Origin of the sequence: Oribacterium sp. oral taxon 102 (assembly GCF_013394775.1) — a bacterium.
GTDB lineage: Bacteria > Bacillota > Clostridia > Lachnospirales > Lachnospiraceae > Oribacterium.
Genome location: NZ_JABXYT010000001.1, coordinates 372,835 through 388,924, shown reverse-complemented (window position 1 = coordinate 388,924; position 16,090 = coordinate 372,835). Strand labels below are relative to the sequence as shown.

16 protein-coding genes and 1 pseudogene are annotated in these 16,090 nt (G+C 45.1%); 15 read left to right on the top strand and 2 right to left on the bottom strand.

All coding sequences use genetic code 11. From position 1 onward, the window contains the following. The first annotated feature begins 33 nt into the window (after window positions 1–33). From HW273_RS01700 to HW273_RS11755, 15 genes and pseudogenes are all read left to right on the top strand, one after another. Entirely contained in the window at window positions 34–2,562 is a 2,529-nt protein-coding gene (locus HW273_RS01700) for a DUF4268 domain-containing protein (protein WP_179010124.1), read from the top strand. A 44-nt stretch (window positions 2,563–2,606) separates the two neighbouring features. After that, window positions 2,607–3,344, top strand: coding sequence for a TraX family protein (locus HW273_RS01695; RefSeq protein WP_179010122.1), 738 nt, complete (start codon window positions 2,607–2,609; stop codon window positions 3,342–3,344). Between the two features lie 16 nt (window positions 3,345–3,360). Further along, window positions 3,361–4,860, top strand: coding sequence for an ATP-binding protein (locus HW273_RS01690; RefSeq protein ID WP_179010120.1), 1,500 nt, complete (start codon window positions 3,361–3,363; stop codon window positions 4,858–4,860). A 26-nt stretch (window positions 4,861–4,886) separates the two neighbouring features. Then, entirely contained in the window at window positions 4,887–6,326 is a 1,440-nt protein-coding gene (locus HW273_RS11710; RefSeq protein ID WP_330603876.1) for a GNAT family N-acetyltransferase, read from the top strand. A gap of 1 nt (window position 6,327) precedes the next feature. Then, on the top strand, window positions 6,328–6,882 hold the full coding sequence (locus tag HW273_RS01675) for a GNAT family N-acetyltransferase (protein WP_179010118.1): 555 nt from the start codon (window positions 6,328–6,330) through the stop codon (window positions 6,880–6,882). A 197-nt stretch (window positions 6,883–7,079) separates the two neighbouring features. Further along, window positions 7,080–7,970: pseudogene (locus HW273_RS01670) on the top strand (type I restriction-modification system subunit M); the annotation flags it as partial. Further along, complete coding sequence (locus HW273_RS01665; RefSeq protein ID WP_179010115.1) at window positions 7,970–9,061, top strand: virulence RhuM family protein; 1,092 nt, start codon at window positions 7,970–7,972, stop codon at window positions 9,059–9,061. The pseudogene HW273_RS01670 and the gene HW273_RS01665, both read left to right, overlap by 1 nt. Further along, window positions 9,058–9,201, top strand: a complete 144-nt coding sequence (locus HW273_RS01660) for a hypothetical protein (RefSeq protein WP_179010113.1) — start codon at window positions 9,058–9,060, stop codon at window positions 9,199–9,201. Before HW273_RS01665 ends, HW273_RS01660 begins: the two co-directional genes overlap by 4 nt. Before the next feature lie 6 nt (window positions 9,202–9,207). Continuing rightward, entirely contained in the window at window positions 9,208–10,506 is a 1,299-nt protein-coding gene (locus HW273_RS01655; protein WP_179010111.1) for a restriction endonuclease subunit S, read from the top strand. Between the two features lie 157 nt (window positions 10,507–10,663). Further along, window positions 10,664–11,608 carry a DDE-type integrase/transposase/recombinase gene (locus HW273_RS01650; RefSeq protein ID WP_179010109.1) on the top strand — a complete coding sequence of 315 codons (945 nt, stop codon included), beginning with the start codon at window positions 10,664–10,666 and terminating at the stop codon, window positions 11,606–11,608. A 33-nt stretch (window positions 11,609–11,641) separates the two neighbouring features. Then, a complete protein-coding gene (locus tag HW273_RS01645; RefSeq protein WP_207718919.1) occupies window positions 11,642–12,169 on the top strand; it encodes a restriction endonuclease subunit S in 528 nt (175 codons plus the stop codon). Between the two features lie 20 nt (window positions 12,170–12,189). Continuing rightward, a complete protein-coding gene (locus HW273_RS01640; protein ID WP_330603875.1) occupies window positions 12,190–12,798 on the top strand; it encodes a type I restriction endonuclease in 609 nt (202 codons plus the stop codon). Window positions 12,799–12,875: 77 nt separating this feature from the next. After that, window positions 12,876–13,169: a transposase gene (locus HW273_RS01635; RefSeq protein WP_021667285.1), complete on the top strand. Its 294-nt coding sequence runs from the start codon at window positions 12,876–12,878 to the stop codon at window positions 13,167–13,169. A gap of 32 nt (window positions 13,170–13,201) precedes the next feature. Then, entirely contained in the window at window positions 13,202–13,930 is a 729-nt protein-coding gene (locus tag HW273_RS01630) for an IS3 family transposase (RefSeq protein WP_330603874.1), read from the top strand. Further along, complete coding sequence (locus tag HW273_RS11755; protein WP_334298199.1) at window positions 13,927–14,088, top strand: IS3 family transposase; 162 nt, start codon at window positions 13,927–13,929, stop codon at window positions 14,086–14,088. The genes HW273_RS01630 and HW273_RS11755 overlap by 4 nt, the downstream gene beginning before the upstream one ends. A 319-nt stretch (window positions 14,089–14,407) precedes the next feature. On the opposite strand, the gene HW273_RS01625 is transcribed toward HW273_RS11755, so the two are convergent. Continuing rightward, window positions 14,408–14,986 (bottom strand): helix-turn-helix domain-containing protein, encoded by a 579-nt coding sequence (locus HW273_RS01625; RefSeq protein WP_179010107.1) that lies wholly within the window; start codon window positions 14,984–14,986, stop codon window positions 14,408–14,410. A 90-nt stretch (window positions 14,987–15,076) separates the two neighbouring features. Continuing rightward, complete coding sequence (locus tag HW273_RS01620) at window positions 15,077–16,039, bottom strand: carbohydrate kinase family protein (protein WP_179010105.1); 963 nt, start codon at window positions 16,037–16,039, stop codon at window positions 15,077–15,079. Window positions 16,040–16,090 lie beyond the last annotated feature (51 nt).

Below are 16,090 nucleotides of genomic sequence, written 5' to 3'. Positions count from 1 at the left end.
GTATTGGTAGAAAAATCGTAAGGAGGTCAGCGAATGAAGGGCTCAGAATGCAAATTTGTGAAGTATATGGAGGGATCAGATAAGCGTTTTGTGATTCCGGTTTACCAGCGCAACTATGACTGGAAAACTGAAAATTGCAAGCAGCTTTATGATGATCTCGTAAAGATAATCAAAGAACATCGAAAGAGCCACTTCTTTGGCAGCCTCGTTTCCGTCTATAATCCGGAAGGGCACAATGAGGAGTTTCTTATCATAGATGGGCAGCAGCGTCTGACAACGGTGTCGCTGCTGTTCCTTGCTATGTATAATCTGATTGACCGGGGATTGATCGCTCTGGAGACAGCGAATTTGAAGCAGCGGATTTTTGAGGAATACCTCGTCGATAAGTGGAAGCCAGAGGATACCCGTATCAAGCTCAAACCGGTAAAGAATGATCAGACGGCATTCGGGAAGCTGTTCTCTGATCCAACGGAGCATATCCGCGAATCCAATCTGACTGTGAACTACGATTATTTTTATGACCGCATTCAGAAACAGGAAATCACCATCGACCAGCTTTATGACGCAATCTGCTGTCTGGAGATTATAAACATCCGGCTGGATATGGACGACAATCCGCAGCTGATTTTCGAGAGTCTGAACTCGACAGGGCTTGACCTTAGTGAAGGTGATAAGATCAGGAACTTCATCCTGATGGGCTTGCCTTCTAAGGAGCAGGAAGACTTCTACGAGAAATACTGGAACAAGATTGAGGTTTGTACGAAATATGATGTCAGTGCATTCATCAGGGATTATTTAAGCGTGAAGCAGCAGGCTATTCCGCAGCAGAAGAAAATTTACACCAATTTCAAAGATTATGTGGAGCTTGGAAATATAGAAACAGAGCCTCTGTTAGCTGAAATGCTGGCATACGCAAAACGGTATCAGATCCTTCTGGGAAGCAGTACGGGCAACAAAGCACTTGATGCCTGTATTGCACGTTTGAACAGGCTGGAAACAACGGTCACGAGGCCGTGCTTCCTGGAGGTACTGAGACTATACAACGAGAACAAGATTACGCTCAGCCAGGTTACAGATATCTTCTTGACAACAGAAAACTATCTTTTCAGAAGGACGATGTGCGATCTTCCTACGAATGCTCTGAATAAGATTTTCCTGATGCTTCATCGGGAGATTATCAGATACGATGGTACAGATGATAATTACGTTGAAAAGCTTAAATTTGCGCTGCTGTCCAAGAAAGAGCGTGCCCGCTTCCCGGAGGACGAGGAATTTGCCGCTGCGTTTGCAGACAGGGCAGTGTATCTGATGAACAGCAAAAACAAAATATATATCCTCGAACGTATCGAAAACTTCGGCACCTCTGAGGATAAGGATGTGTATCGCCATTGCGATGACGGTACGTATTCGATTGAGCATATTATGCCACAGCACCTTACGCCTATATGGCAGAAAGAGCTTGGCGAAGATTACGAACAGATTCATGAGCAGTGGCTACATAGGATTGCCAATTTGACGCTGACTGCCTACAACTCAAAATACAGCAACAGCTCCTTCACAGAAAAGAAAACTATGGAGAATGGTTTTGATGACAGTGGCATCCGCATGAATACCTGGATTGGAAAAAAGGACAAGTGGACGCTTGCGGAACTTGAAGAGCGCAGTGAGTATCTTACAGGCAGGGCTCTGGATATCTGGTCTATGCCGAGTACGGATTATAAACCGGAAGAAAAGCAACTTGATACATATACGCTTGAAGACGAGGATGAACTGACCGGAAGGCTGATAGCGAAGTTTACATTTAAGAACACGGAGCAGCCGGTTTCAAGCTGGGTGGAGATGTTCCAGAAGGTGATACAGATTCTGTACGATGAGGATAAATCGGTAATCACTAAGCTGGCTCTTTCAGATGAGGAGAATATTGCTCTCCATTTCAGCACAAATAAAGACGCTTTCACGAAGTCTCTGGAAGTGGGTGACGGCATTTATGTATGGACGAACACAAGCACAGCAAGTAAGCTTTCCGTCCTGAACCGGCTGTTTAAACTATATGATGAGGAACCGGCAGATCTGGTATTTTATCTACGGGACGAAAACGAATCTAACTCAGACGAGCCTGGAAGCCGATATGAGCTCAGAAGGAAATACTGGACATATGCCCTTCCGGTCATCCAGAAGGCACATGGTGAAGGAGGCTCCTTCTCCAATGTGAATCCGTCCAGAGATAACTGGATTAATGGCTTCTTTGGGATAGGTGGTTTTTATCTTTGCTGCGTAGCAAATTATGATGCAGCCCGTGCGGAGGTCGTTTTCAGCAGAAGCGACAAGCAGGAAAACAAGAACGCCTTCGATAGCCTTTACACGCACAAGGCAGAGATTGAGTCGGAACTGGGAACTGCCCTTCAGTGGAATAGAGGCGATGATATCAAATCGTCGAAGGTATATATACAGCTGAATAATGTCAGCATAGAGAATGAGACTGACTGGCTTCAGATGGCAAACTTCCATGCTGACTGGACGAAGAAGTTCTACGATGTGATTGTGCCGTACATAGCGAAGTAAGATTTAGTGGATATGAAACAAAATTCTTAACGGGAGATTCAAGTATGGAAAAGAAGCTCAACGCAAATCAAATAAAGCTGATTGCTATTGTTGCCATGACGATAGATCATTTGACGTGGGCTTTCTTTCCGGGAACACAGGCGGTGTGGTATGTATTTGTATTGCATATCATCGGCAGGCTCACGGCTCCTATCATGTGGTTCTTCATTGTGGAAGGCTGCCATTATACCAGAAACATGGGTAAATACATCGGCAGGTTGTTCTTGTTTGCCGTCATATCGCATTTTGCATATGACTTTGCATTCGGCATACCCTTCCTGCCGTTATCTACAGGTACATTTAATCAAACAAGTGTTATGTGGTCTCTGGCATGGGCAGCAGTCTTGATCTGGATATGCAATCAGGATCGAATACCACAGTGGGTTAAGATTATAAGCATCATTGCGATATGCCTGATCTCCTTTCCTTCGGACTGGTCGAGCATTGCGGTCATGTGCCCATTTGGCCTGCATGTTCATAGGGGAAAGTTTAAGCTGCAGGCGAGGGATATCGTTTTATGGAGCTTTATCTATGCGGCGGTATATTTCCTGTTCCTTGACAAGCTGTATGGGGCTCTGCAGATGTTCACATTCCTTACGATTCCGATTCTCGCACAGTATAATGGCGAGCGTGGAAAGTGGAAGAGAATGAAATGGTTTTTCTATGTGTATTATCCGGCGCACCTGGTGATAATAGGAATTATCAGAATTGCGCTTCATGGCGATATCTCAATTATATTTTAAAGGCAGGTGACGGCTAATGACGATAGATGAAGTTCTTAAAAAGAACGAGAAGCAAATATTTGACCGCAAGAGCATACAGATCAAACCGGCAGATCTGTCGGATACCATCTGTGCTTTTGCCAATGCGGACGGCGGCACGATTGCCATCGGCATCTCAGACAAGCATCGCAGGATTGAAGGCGTTGATTACCATGAGGAGCAGCTGAACGAGATCCTGCGGACACCGATAGATTTCTGCAATCCGACGGTTCCGATAACCACGGAGATGGTGGAATGCACAAACTACAAAGGACAGCCGGATCATGTGCTTCTGATGCATATTGAAGCCAGTCCGCTTCTCCATGCCAATCAGGCGGACGAGGCATTCCTTCGTGTCGGGGATAAAAGCAAGAAGCTGGATTTCAATGACCGCATGACGCTGATGTACGCTAAGGGTGTGCGATATTACGAGGACGAGCCTGTGGCGGATGCTTCCATCGACGATCTCGACCTGGACTTTGTGCGGAGCTACTGCAGGCGGATTGGCTATAGCAAGTCACCGGAGGAATATGTCCGGGAGAATAAGAAGTTCGTCACCGTGAAGGATGGCAGGGATCAGGTTTCCGTGGCTGCAATCCTGCTGTTTGGCAAAAATCCACAGCTGTTCTTCCCTCGTGCGTTTATCCGTTTTATTCGCTATGACGGCACAGAGGCTAAGGTGGGCAAGGATATGAACGTGGTCAAGGACGTAATCTTTGAAGGTCGTATCCTGGAGCAGGTGGAAAAAGCTGTCGATTTCATCAAGATCCAGATGAAGGAGAAGACCTATCTTGGTCATGATGGCATTTTCGTCACTGAGGAAGAATACAGCGAGTTCGTCCGCACCGAGATCGTGGTTAACGCAGCTACCCACCGCGACTATGCCATCAAGGGCACGGATATTCAGATCAAGATGTTCGATGACCGGCTGGAAGTGGACAGCCCTGGTACCTTTGCCGGTATGGTGAAGAAAGAAAATATCCGTTACACCCACTTCTCCCGGAATCCGAAGATTGCCGCATTCCTGAAGGATTATGGATATGTGAAGGAATACGGCGAGGGCGTTGACAGGATGTGCAAGGAACTGGAGGCAGTCGGTTTGCCCGATCCGGTCTTCAACAACAGCACTTTCATCCTCAAAACGACGGTGATGAGCGCGTCCTTTGAAGGTAAATCGACGGATGCTGCGTCGATTCAGGCTGAAAACGCGTCGATTGAGAGAAACGACGCGTCGATTCAAGGAAAGGACGCGTTGATTGAGATAATGAAAAAGAGAGAAATAGAAGGTCAGGTATCTTCTAAGGACGCTGCGGATGCAGGGCTGATTATCGAAGAAGTGGATATCCTGCAGGTGATCTCGTCAAAAGAGGTGATGAGGATTCTTTCCTGCCAGACCACAAAAGCGAGGCTGGTTTTGAAGATGATGGAGGAAAATGGTCTGATTAAAGCTATACAAGGAAAAGGAAAAGGGAAGTATATTCTGAATGTATCGGAATAACCGAAAAAGAAGAAGTGAGAACGCATATGCTTAGGTTAGAGAAAGTCAATGTAAAAAACGTATGGGAGCTTCTGAAACTGAAGGTTTTGGATGACCAGAAAAGTTTTGTGGCGAGCAATGATACAAGCATAGTTGAGGCTTATACAGCAATTACAGCAAATGGGTATGCATTTCCATTTGGCATTTATGATGGTGATGTGCCGGTTGGATTTCTTATGATAGGTTTTGATATCGATGATTATTGGGACGATGCGCCAGAGATAGCTAAAGGAAACTATAACCTGTGGAGGCTTATGATTGATAAGGCTTATCAAGGAAAAGGATTTGGCAAGGAAGCCGTTAAACTTGCTTTAGACTTTATCAGGGCATTTCCTTGCGGAGAGGCTGAGTATTGCTGGCTATCTTATGAGCCTGAGAATGACGTTGCACGTCGATTATATAGTTCATTTGGATTTACCGAAACTGGTGAAATGGATGGCGAAGAAGTAATCGCCGTAATGAAACTACAGAGGGAAGTAATCAAGGAAGCAGATGTGAATGGATGGACAAAACTTGTGGCTGAAAATCGCTGTAAGAAAGATGGTGAAGAGAATAATAATGTTCAGTATGATCTGGAGGATAATAGGATGATACAGTTCAGGATGCCGACACTTATTGAGAATAAGACACTGGAAGATAATGGAGCACTTTGCAGTAGTCTTGGTCTCAAATTCATTGAACTGAATATGAATTTCCCAGAGTATCAGGTGGATCGGCTGGAGCATATAGATCCTCTGGTTAAGATAGCGGAACAAGCAGGAATCTACTATACCATCCATCTTGACGAGAATCTGAACATTGCTGACTTCAATAGGCTGGTGTCAAATGCATATCTGGAAACAGTTCGCCGGTCAATTGCGGTGGCAAAAAAGTTGTTGTTCTTGCGCGATCAGTATGGAGACAGCAGTCAGCCGTTTACTCTTAATATGCACATGAACCACGGCATATACATTACTTTACCTGATCGGAAGGTACAAATGTATGATCGTGATTTCGACACTTATATGATGTCCATTGCTGATTTTCGTACCAAATGCGAAGAATGGATCGATGGCAGCGATGTGATGATTGTCATTGAGAACACGGATGGATTCCGGGATTACGAGAAAAAGGCCATCAATTATCTGCTTAAAAGTCCAAAGTTCGGTTTGACCTGGGATATTGGACATTCCAAGTCAATCGGTGAGAAGGATGTTCCGTTTATCAGGGAACATCAGGAGCATCTGATACATTTTCATATTCATGACGGATCAGAAAAGCCGCCGAAGAATCACCTGGCTCTCGGAGATGGGGAGATTGATCTTTTGGACAGGCTGAAGCTGGCAGGGAGAAGGAATGCCAGATGTGTACTGGAAACCAAAACTATAGAAGCATTAAAAAAATCGGTTATGTGGCTGGCTGGTCATCAGAGATTGGAGACTGAATAAAATGATTTTATCCGAAGAAAAATACGAGCTGGACGGAAAAGAGATATTGCTACGCAGTGCAAATGAAACTGCTGATGATGCCAATATGCTGATTGACTATCTGAAAACCGTCACAGGAGAGACAAGGTTTTTGATGTGTGCGCCGGATGAAGTCAAATACACTACGGAAGACGAGCTTATTTTTATTAAGGAACACAATGAATCTGAGAACGGCTTATTGATACTCGCGTTCGTTGATGGCGAGTATGCGGGAAACTGTTCTTTTGAGGGAAAAACAAGTAGCCGCAGGATAAAACATCGTGCGGGTATAGGGATTGCTCTGTTTCAGAAGTATACGGGTTTTGGCTTGGGAAGACTCTTGATGGAAGTCCTGATCCGAAAGATAAAAGATCAAGGGTATGAACAGGCTGAGTTGACTGTGGTTGGCGGAAATGACGGGGCTTATCATCTTTATGAAAGCCTGGGCTTTAAGGAGTATGGTCGTATACCAGATGCGAACAAATATGATGATGGGACATATAGCGATGACATTTTGATGGTGCTGCCGTTAAAGTGAACAGCCGTGATATCTTTTAACGATTTTATACTTTTTAACGATTACAGAAAGGGGTGTCGCTTTTGAGCACAGCAACAGCAACAGCTTACAATTTCATACCGGAAAGACGCACCTCTTTCGGTGTGCCAAAACGCAGAAAAGCCCAGAAAGTGCGCGGTTTCAGGGCTGATTCCGCACATAACCTTTGTATCAAAGATAACGTCTTGATAGACCCCGCCTGCGGCTCTGGCTCCCTGCTTCTGAAAGCAGAGAAAGTTTTAGGCAGAGATGCCGTTAGAAATGGCTTTTATGGGCAGGAAATCAATATCACTACTTACAACCTTTGCCGTATCAATATGTTCCTGCATGATGTTGGCTTTGATAAGTTTGACATTGCCTGTGAGGATACATTGACCGCACCGCAGCATTGGGACGATGAACCGTTCGAGCTGATCGTTTCCAACCCTCCCTATTCCATCAAGTGGGCTGGCGATGACAACCCTCTGCTGATTAACGTTCCTCGTTTTTCTCCGGCTGGCGTTCTCGCACCGAAGTCTAAAGCCGACCTTGCCTTTATCATGCACTCCCTTTCATGGCTGGCAACAGGCGGCACAGCAGCAATCGTCTGCTTCCCCGGCATTATGTACCGTGGCGGTGCAGAACAGAAAATCAGAAAGTATCTGATCGACAACAACTTTATTGATTGCATTATCCAACTGCCGAGCAATCTGTTCTTTGGAACTTCTATTGCGACCTGCATTATGGTGCTGAAAAAAGGCAAAGCCGACAACAAAACCCTTTTTATTGACGCTTCCGCTGAGTGTATCAAGGTAACGAACAACAACAAGCTGACACAGGCGAACATCGAAAGAATCGTGGACACCTTTGCCAATCGATCCGAGGAAGCACACTTCTCTCATCTGGCAGGCTATGAAGAAATTGCGGACAATGATTATAATCTCTCTGTTTCCACCTATGTGGAAGCCGAGGACAACAGAGAGAAAATCGACATTGTGGAGCTTAACGCTGAGATCGAAAAAATCGTTGCCCGTGAACAGGTTCTTCGTGATGAAATAGCAAAGATTATTGCAGAGATCGAGGTGGGATGATGAAGAAGGACAAGCGTGAAATCAGCATCGTTCGTTCCTCCGCTGCGGAATATCTGACATTTGTTGCCTCCACAGGTGCAGACGAAAAAAGCATAGAGATGCGTTACGAGAACGAAAACATCTGGCTGACGCAAAAAATGATGGCCGCTTTGTATGATGTGGATGTACGAACCATCAATGACCATATTAAAAAAATATATTCTGATTCAGAATTGGAACAATCGGCAACTATCCGAAAATATCGGATAGTTCAAACGGAAGGTTCCCGTGAGGTTGCTCGTGAAGTAAACCATTATAATCTGCAAATGATTATTTCGGTTGGCTTCAAGGTGAATAACGAGCGAGCGGTGCAGTTTAGAAAATGGGTCAACTATATTGTAAAAGATTACACCATTCAAGGCTGGGTTATGGATGATAACCGTCTGAAAAATGGTGGAACAGTGCTGACAAAAGAATATTTTGAAAAGCAGCTGGAAAAAATCCGTGAGATTCGTCTTTCGGAACGAAAATTCTACCAGAAAATCACCGATATTTATGCCACAGCTTTGGACTATGACCCTTCTGCAGCGGCTACAAAACGCTTTTTTGCAGCGGTGCAAAACAAATTGCATTACAGTGTTCATGGGCAAACAGCAGCCGAGGTTATCTACAACCAAGCAGATGCAGGAAAGGAACACATGGGGCTTACCACATGGGACGGCTCGCCAAAAAGCAAAATTCATGCCTATGATGTTGTGGTAGCGAAAAACTACTTGACCGAAAAGGAGCTTTCCCAGTTGGGACGCATTGTTTCGGCATATCTGGATCTGGCAGAAGCACAGGCAGAGCGGCACATTCCGATGACAATGGCAGATTGGGAGAAGCGGCTCGATGGCTTTCTCACCGTGTGGGACAGAGAGGTTTTGCAGGATGCCGGAAAGATATCCGCAGAGCTTGCCAAGGCTCACGCCCTGAGCGAGTTTGAAAAGTATCGCATCGTGCAGGATCAGCTGTATCAAAGCGACTTCGACAGGATATTACTGGAAGAAGCAGCGCAGAGCCTGCCGGAAGCGATTGAAACAGAAACCGGGAAGGATGGTGAGGACAAATGAGTAAGCTGGATGAACTGATTCAGCAATACTGCCCGGATGGGGTGGAGTATAAAAAGCTGGGCGTAGCGGTTTCAATCGAACGGGGGAAAAGACTGGTTCGAGATCAACTTTCAAACGACTGTGGCTATCCCGTGTTTTAAAACAGCATGACCCCTCTTGGATACCATACGGATTATAATTACCCAGAAAATACCGCCTTTGTTATTGGGGCAGGTGCGGCTGGCGAAATTGGCTTCAGTTCCGTAAAATTTTGGGCTGCTGATGACTGCTATCCAATGGTATGCAGAGAAGATATTTCCAGTAGATACCTGTATCATGCGCTTCTAAGGATTCAGCCACAAATTAAATCGAGAGTTCGAAAAGCCAGTATCCCAAGATTGTCAAGGGCATCAATTGAGCAACTTGAAATCCCCGTTCCCCCTCTGCCTGTGCAGAGTGAAATTGTCCGTATTCTGGACAATTTCACGGAGCTTACAGCGAGAAAGAAGCAGTATGAGTTTTATCGGGACAAGCTGCTGACATACAGCTATGATGTCGAGCTGTTTACCATTTCTGATATAGCTGAGACAAGCATAGGACTTGCTACTTCTGTCAGTCAGCACAAAAGAGAAAACGGCGTAATTCTTTTGCACAATTCTGATATTCAACAGAATAAAATTGTACTGAAAACTGTCGAATATATTAGCAAGGAGTTTGCACAGAAAAACAAGAAGAAGATTTTGCGTAAGGGCGATATTATAACCGTCCATACAGGTGATGTTGGGACATCGGCTGTAATTGATGATGAATACGATGGTGCAATTGGGTTTACTACAATAACGACGAGAATCAAGGATACTGCACGGGTTAATCCATATTTCCTTTGTCATTATCTGAATTCCCATAAATGCAAACAAGATATTGCGTCAATGACTATAAGTGATAGGAACAATTTGAATCAAAAGAGCTTTGATACGATACAGATACCTGTTCCGCCGCTTGAAATTCAAAACCGTATTGTCAATGTTCTCGACAACTTCGATGCTATCTGTTCTGACCTGAAAATCGGTCTCCCTGCCGAGATCGAAGCAAGACAAAAGCAGTATGAGTTCTATCGTGATGCCCTCTTGACTTACGCCGCAACTGGCAAGACAATCTTAACAAACAGACAAACAGACAAACAGACAAACAGACAAACAGACAAACAGACAAACAGACAAACAGACAAACAGACAAACAGACAAACAGACAAACAGACAAACAGACAAACAGACAAACAGACAAACAGACAAACAGACAAACAGACAAACAGACAAACAGACAAACAGACAAACAGACAAACAGACAAACAGACAAACAGACAAACAGACAAACAGACAAACAGACAAACAGACAAACAGACAAACAGACAAACAGACAAACAGACAAACAGACAAACAGACAAACAGACAATTATAATGCGCTGATTCGGCTGTGTCAATATGTTTTTGGTTATGTCACTGTTACTTTTGTAGGATTACAATACATGTGTTACATCACAACTAAATAAAAAAACGGAAGAGCCTGTCTTGTGTTAAAGTTAGTTCACCACAAACAAATCCAAACATAAGGAGGTCTTCCGTTGTGGCTACTATAACACAGGATATGCGCTTTAGGCTATCTCTTATCCGTTACGCACAAAAACATGGTGTCACCAAAGCTGCGGTCCGTTATCGCGTTAACCGACAGTTTATCTACCGCTGGATGAAACGCTATGACGGCTCCTGGGAGTCTCTCAGTTACCGATCCAGGCGCCCCCACAGTCATCCCAACCAGCATACCCCGGAGGAGTTGAAGCTCATCTCCGACATGCGCCGCAGGAACCAAAGCGCCGGCCTTGTCACCTTCTGGGTAAAGCTCATGCAGCGCGGCTACAAACGCTCTGTTACCGGCCTTTATCGCGTTCTCAGGCGCCAGGGAATCATGGCAGTCAAGCCGCAGAACCCTAAGTATGTACCTAAGCCCTACGAGCAAATGCTCTATCCCGGCCAGCGGTTCCAAATTGATGTAAAATACGTTCCGGCAGTCTGTCTGGTTAACAAAGCCAAAGGGCAGAAATTCTACCAGTACACGGCGATCGATGAATACTCCCGCTGGCGTTTTGTGGAGTCCTTTGATGAGCATAATACCTACACATCCGCTGCTTTTCTGGAGCATCTGCTGAAGGCCTTTCCGCTGCCGATTGAATGCGTCCAGACGGACAACGGACCGGAATTCACAAAGCGCTTCATAGCCAATTCCTCTTCAAACCTGACTCTATTCCCAAAACGTCTGGCCGAGCATGGGATCCGGCACAAGCAGATCCGACCGTTTACCCCAAGGCATAACGGAAAGGTCGAGAGAAGTCACCGAAAAGACAACGAGCGTTTCTATGCCACGCACACCTTCTACTCCTTTGAGGACTTCTCCAGGCAGCTCAAACTGTATAACCGGAGGGATTACAACAACTTTCCGATGCGTCCCCTTGGCTGGAAATCCCCCGCCGTCGTCCTAAGAGAGTTTATTCAGTGGGGTGTAACATATGTTTGACAAACCTACATTTTTGGTTATGTCACTGTTACTTTGAATGCAATTTCGGAAAACCATGACAGCAGGAGAAAGCCTGTTACAAGCGGAAACCGTGAAGCTGGTGAATACCCTTATTATGGCGCTTCCGGCATTGTGGACTATGTGAGCAGTTATATCTTCGATGGAGACTACTTGCTTATATCAGAGGATGGCAACAACCTTGTAGCGAGAAGCACACCGATTGCGTTCTCTATTTCGGGGAAAAACTGGGTAAACAACCATGCCCATGTGTTGAAGTTTGACTGTTACGCAACAAGAAGGTATGTCGAGTTCTATCTGAACTCTATCGACCTTTCTCCATATATTTCGGGTGGAGCGCAGCCAAAGCTGAATCAGAAGAATCTGAACAGTATTCCCATTCCTCTCCCGTCTATCAGCGAACAAGAAAGGATTGTGGGATTTCTTGACCGCTTTGACGCTCTTTGCAACGATCTGACTTCTGGCTTGCCCGCCGAGATTGAAGCACGAACAAAGCAATACGAATTTTACCGAGATAAACTGCTGACCTTTCAGCAAAAATAAAGAAACGAGGAGGATGCTGCATGAGCGCTTATAACATCATTGCCGCAAGCAATGAGAGCACCGTAGTTGCTGAATATACGCCGGAAAACTCACGCTCTGACAGCTTTCAGAGTGAAGCGGCTCTTGAAAAAGAGTTCATCCGGCTGCTGACTACGCAAGGGTACGAGTACCTTACCATCCATGATGAGAACAGTCTGATTGCTAACCTCAGGCGGCAGTTGGAGCGTTTAAACGATTACACCTTTACTGACAGCGAGTGGAAGCGTTTCCTTACGGAGACCCTTGCCAATGCCAACGAGGGAATCATTGAGAAAAGCCGTACCATCCAGACCGACCATGTAAAGGTACTCCGCAGGGATGATGGAACTTCTAAGAACATTCAGCTTATAGATAAAAAGAATATTCACAACAACCGCTTGCAGGTTATCAACCAGTATGAAGAATCTGAGGGGAAGCACGATACTCGCTACGATATGACAATTTTAGTCAACGGTCTGCCCCTCGTCCATGTGGAGCTGAAACGCCGGGGCGTTGCCATCCGGGAAGCCTTTAACCAGATCAAACGCTATCAGCGAGACAGCTTCTGGGCGGCGAGCGGTTTGTACGAGTATGTGCAGATTTGGAGCTAGCATATAAATAGTACAAAATAAGAATGACCTTTTCCTGATAAATCATGTACCATGAAAGAACAGGAGGGAAAAGAGTCATGGCAAAAGGAACGGTATATACCCAACAATTCAAGGAGGATGCAGTTCGCTACAAAAAGGAGCATCCGGAACTATCTTACCAGGCAGCAGCCAGTAATCTCAATGTCAGTATTTCTGCGTTAAAGTCCTGGATCAAGAAGGCAAAGGAGAACGATGGTGAGGTCCCAACCCGCGGAGCCGGCAATTATTCCAGCGACGAGGCAAAGGAAATCGCCAGGCTTCAGCGAGAATTACGAGATACAAAGGACGCACTTGAAGTATTAAAAAAAGCCATCGGTATCCTGGGAAACTGACACTGGCCATATATACAGCAACTGCTGAATACGTGGAGGAAGTTCATCAATTTCCGGTGAAACACCGGGTCTCTGTCAGCGGGATACTGAAATATCTGGGTGTTTCACGATCCGGTTATGCTTCCTGGAAGAAGCGTGTCCCTTCCGACACAGAGAAGCGTCGAGAAGCGATGAAACAAAAAATCCAGAGAATATATGATAAATCCCATCAAAACTACGGGGCACCCAAAATCACGGTGCAGCTTCATAAAGATGGTGAATCCATTTCCGAGCGGACTGTGGGCACCTACATGCATCAGATGGGTATCAAGGCTCAATGGATAAAACCATATACCCGGACAACCATAGATTCTGACTTCAGTACAAAATTAAAAAATATACTGCAGCAGCAATTTAATCCGGCAGAGCCAAATGCTGTATGGGTTTCCGATATCACTTATATTGTTACTGTGATTGGTTTTGTGTACCTGACTAGTATTATGGATCTGTTTTCACGGAAAATCATCGCCTGGGTCCTCAGCACGACCCTGGAAGCGCAGCATGTTGTCGACTGTGTCAATCTGGCAAAGCAAAAGCGTCATGTTGACAAACCGCTTGTATTTCACAATGATCGCGGATCACAGTATGTTTCGGATGCTTTCAAAGATGCAACTGCAAGCTTTATTAATAGTTATTCCCCAAAGGGATATCCTTGGGATAACGCATGCATCGAATCGTTCCATGCACTCATTAAGAGAGAGAATGGATCAATCGATTTGTGATACTTGATTATCAACATGCTTATCGTCTTGTATTTGAGTATATTGAAACTTTCTATAATACAGTGAGGCTCCATAGTCATTGTGATTACTGCTCACCGGGTCAGTATGAGGAGCAATACCTGGAGAAACTGGAGGAGTCTCTCAAGCTCGTAAGCTGAGAGATAATCCGGTGTGTAAGTCACTGATACAGAGCATTTGAAACTGTTAATGCTGTTTAGCGGGAATTATTGTACTCATACACCAACCGGAATGACAGTCTGATCTGTGACTGTCATGAAGGGCGGTAGGATAAACAGCGGAGTATCAGCGAAAAAGGTTATTTTTAACTTGTACTTTTTCTTGACATAGGACCATTATTCTGCTCACGAATCTCCAGTATCTTATTTTCAAGCTCCTGATCTGGATTTTCACGATCAAATCGTTTCTGCCAATACATGTAGGTTGCCTTTGGCATCTCGGTGTATGAGAGAAGGTCTTTCAGTTTGAACTGTCTTCGGAGACTGAAGATGATCCGTGCGCATCTCTCATTTTTGCTTTGTCCACTAAACGCAGCCTCCTCAGTTCTTTTAAAAAAGCATTCTCAATACGGAGCTTAAGAAGTTCATCCTCTAGTTCCCGGACGTGCTCTGCACTGGTATCAACCTTAGCTTCCTGGATTTCCTGAGCTCGCTTACTGTCTTTTGATTTACTCAATGTTTTCTTTCGGCCTTTCTTGTGCGTTCTCAAAGCATCAGGCCCGGCAGCTTTAAACTCATTGACCCATCGATTAACCAACGCAGGATTATTAATCCCAACTTGTAGAGCCAGCTCCTGATATGAGAGTTCACTTGTTAAATAAGACTCTACTATAGAAAACTTCTCTTCGAAAGAGTAAATCTTTTGATTGCGTGATCTTTTTAAACCATCATCACCAAACTTTTTATAGGCAGCTACCCATTTTTGTAATTGAGCCTGGTTGGATATACCGTGCTTATTCGATAGACAGAGATATGAACCATCGCCTTTCAAGTATTCTAGAACAATCTGTTTCTTAAATTCATAGCTATATTTAGCCATAAAAATACCGACCTCCAATCGTTAGATTATCGTCTAACAATTGGGGGTCGGTACATTCATTTAGTGCGACAGCCCCTTCTTAATTTTATTCTATTTTCCCAGCCTCTCTTTAATCTCCTCCATCTCCGGAATAGCCGAGATTCCGCTGCGGTGTTCCACGCACAAGCTTGCCACCGCATTTCCCACACGGCCAAATTCTATCATCTGTCCGCGGGTCAGGTGTTCCGGTTCTGTTTCTGCCTGAAGGAAAGATGCAGTGAAACCGCCCCAGAAGGAATCTCCGGCACCGGTTGTATCCACCACCTGAGATGAAAAACCTTCTGCTTTTACAATTCCATTTGCATTTCCAATCAATGCACCATCCCGGCCAAGGGTAACTGCTGCCAATCGAACCCCCTGACGAATCAGGTATCGAAGTGCTTCTTCCGGATCCTCATAAGGAGTCAGAAGCGCCGTCTCTTCATCTGATATCTTCATGATATCCACATAGGAGATCACCGACTGCATCCGAAGCTGGGCTGTCTCTGCATCGCTCCACAACGCTGCCCGGTAATTTGGATCATAGGAGATAAGGGCACCGCTGCTCTTGGCCAGATTGAGTGCTTCATAGGTTGCCGTCCGGGATGGATCATCGGTCAGAGACAGGGAACCAACATGAAAAACTCTTGTATTTTCCAAAATACTCTTATCAACTTCTTTCATGCAAAGCTGTGTATCTGCTCCCGGTTTACGGGAAAATGAAAACTCCCGCTCTCCGTTTTCTTTCAGACTGACAAAGGCCAATGTAGTAAAATACCTGTCATCCTGTATGAGATTTTCTGTATTGATCCCGGCTTTCACAAGGGTTTCCCTCAGAAAATCACCATGCATATCCCGGCCCACTTTTCCGATAAACGCTGTTTTTAATCCAAACTTAGCAGCGGCTGCCAGCATGTTGGCCGGTGCACCTCCCGGATTCTGCTCAAACAGACGCATTCCCTGTTGTGAAACGCCTGCTGGAGTAAAATCAATCAGAAGCTCTCCCAGCGCTGTGATATCCGCTTTTATTCTCATACGAATCATTCTCCGTATTACAAGTTATATGTACAATGGATGTGCCAGCCA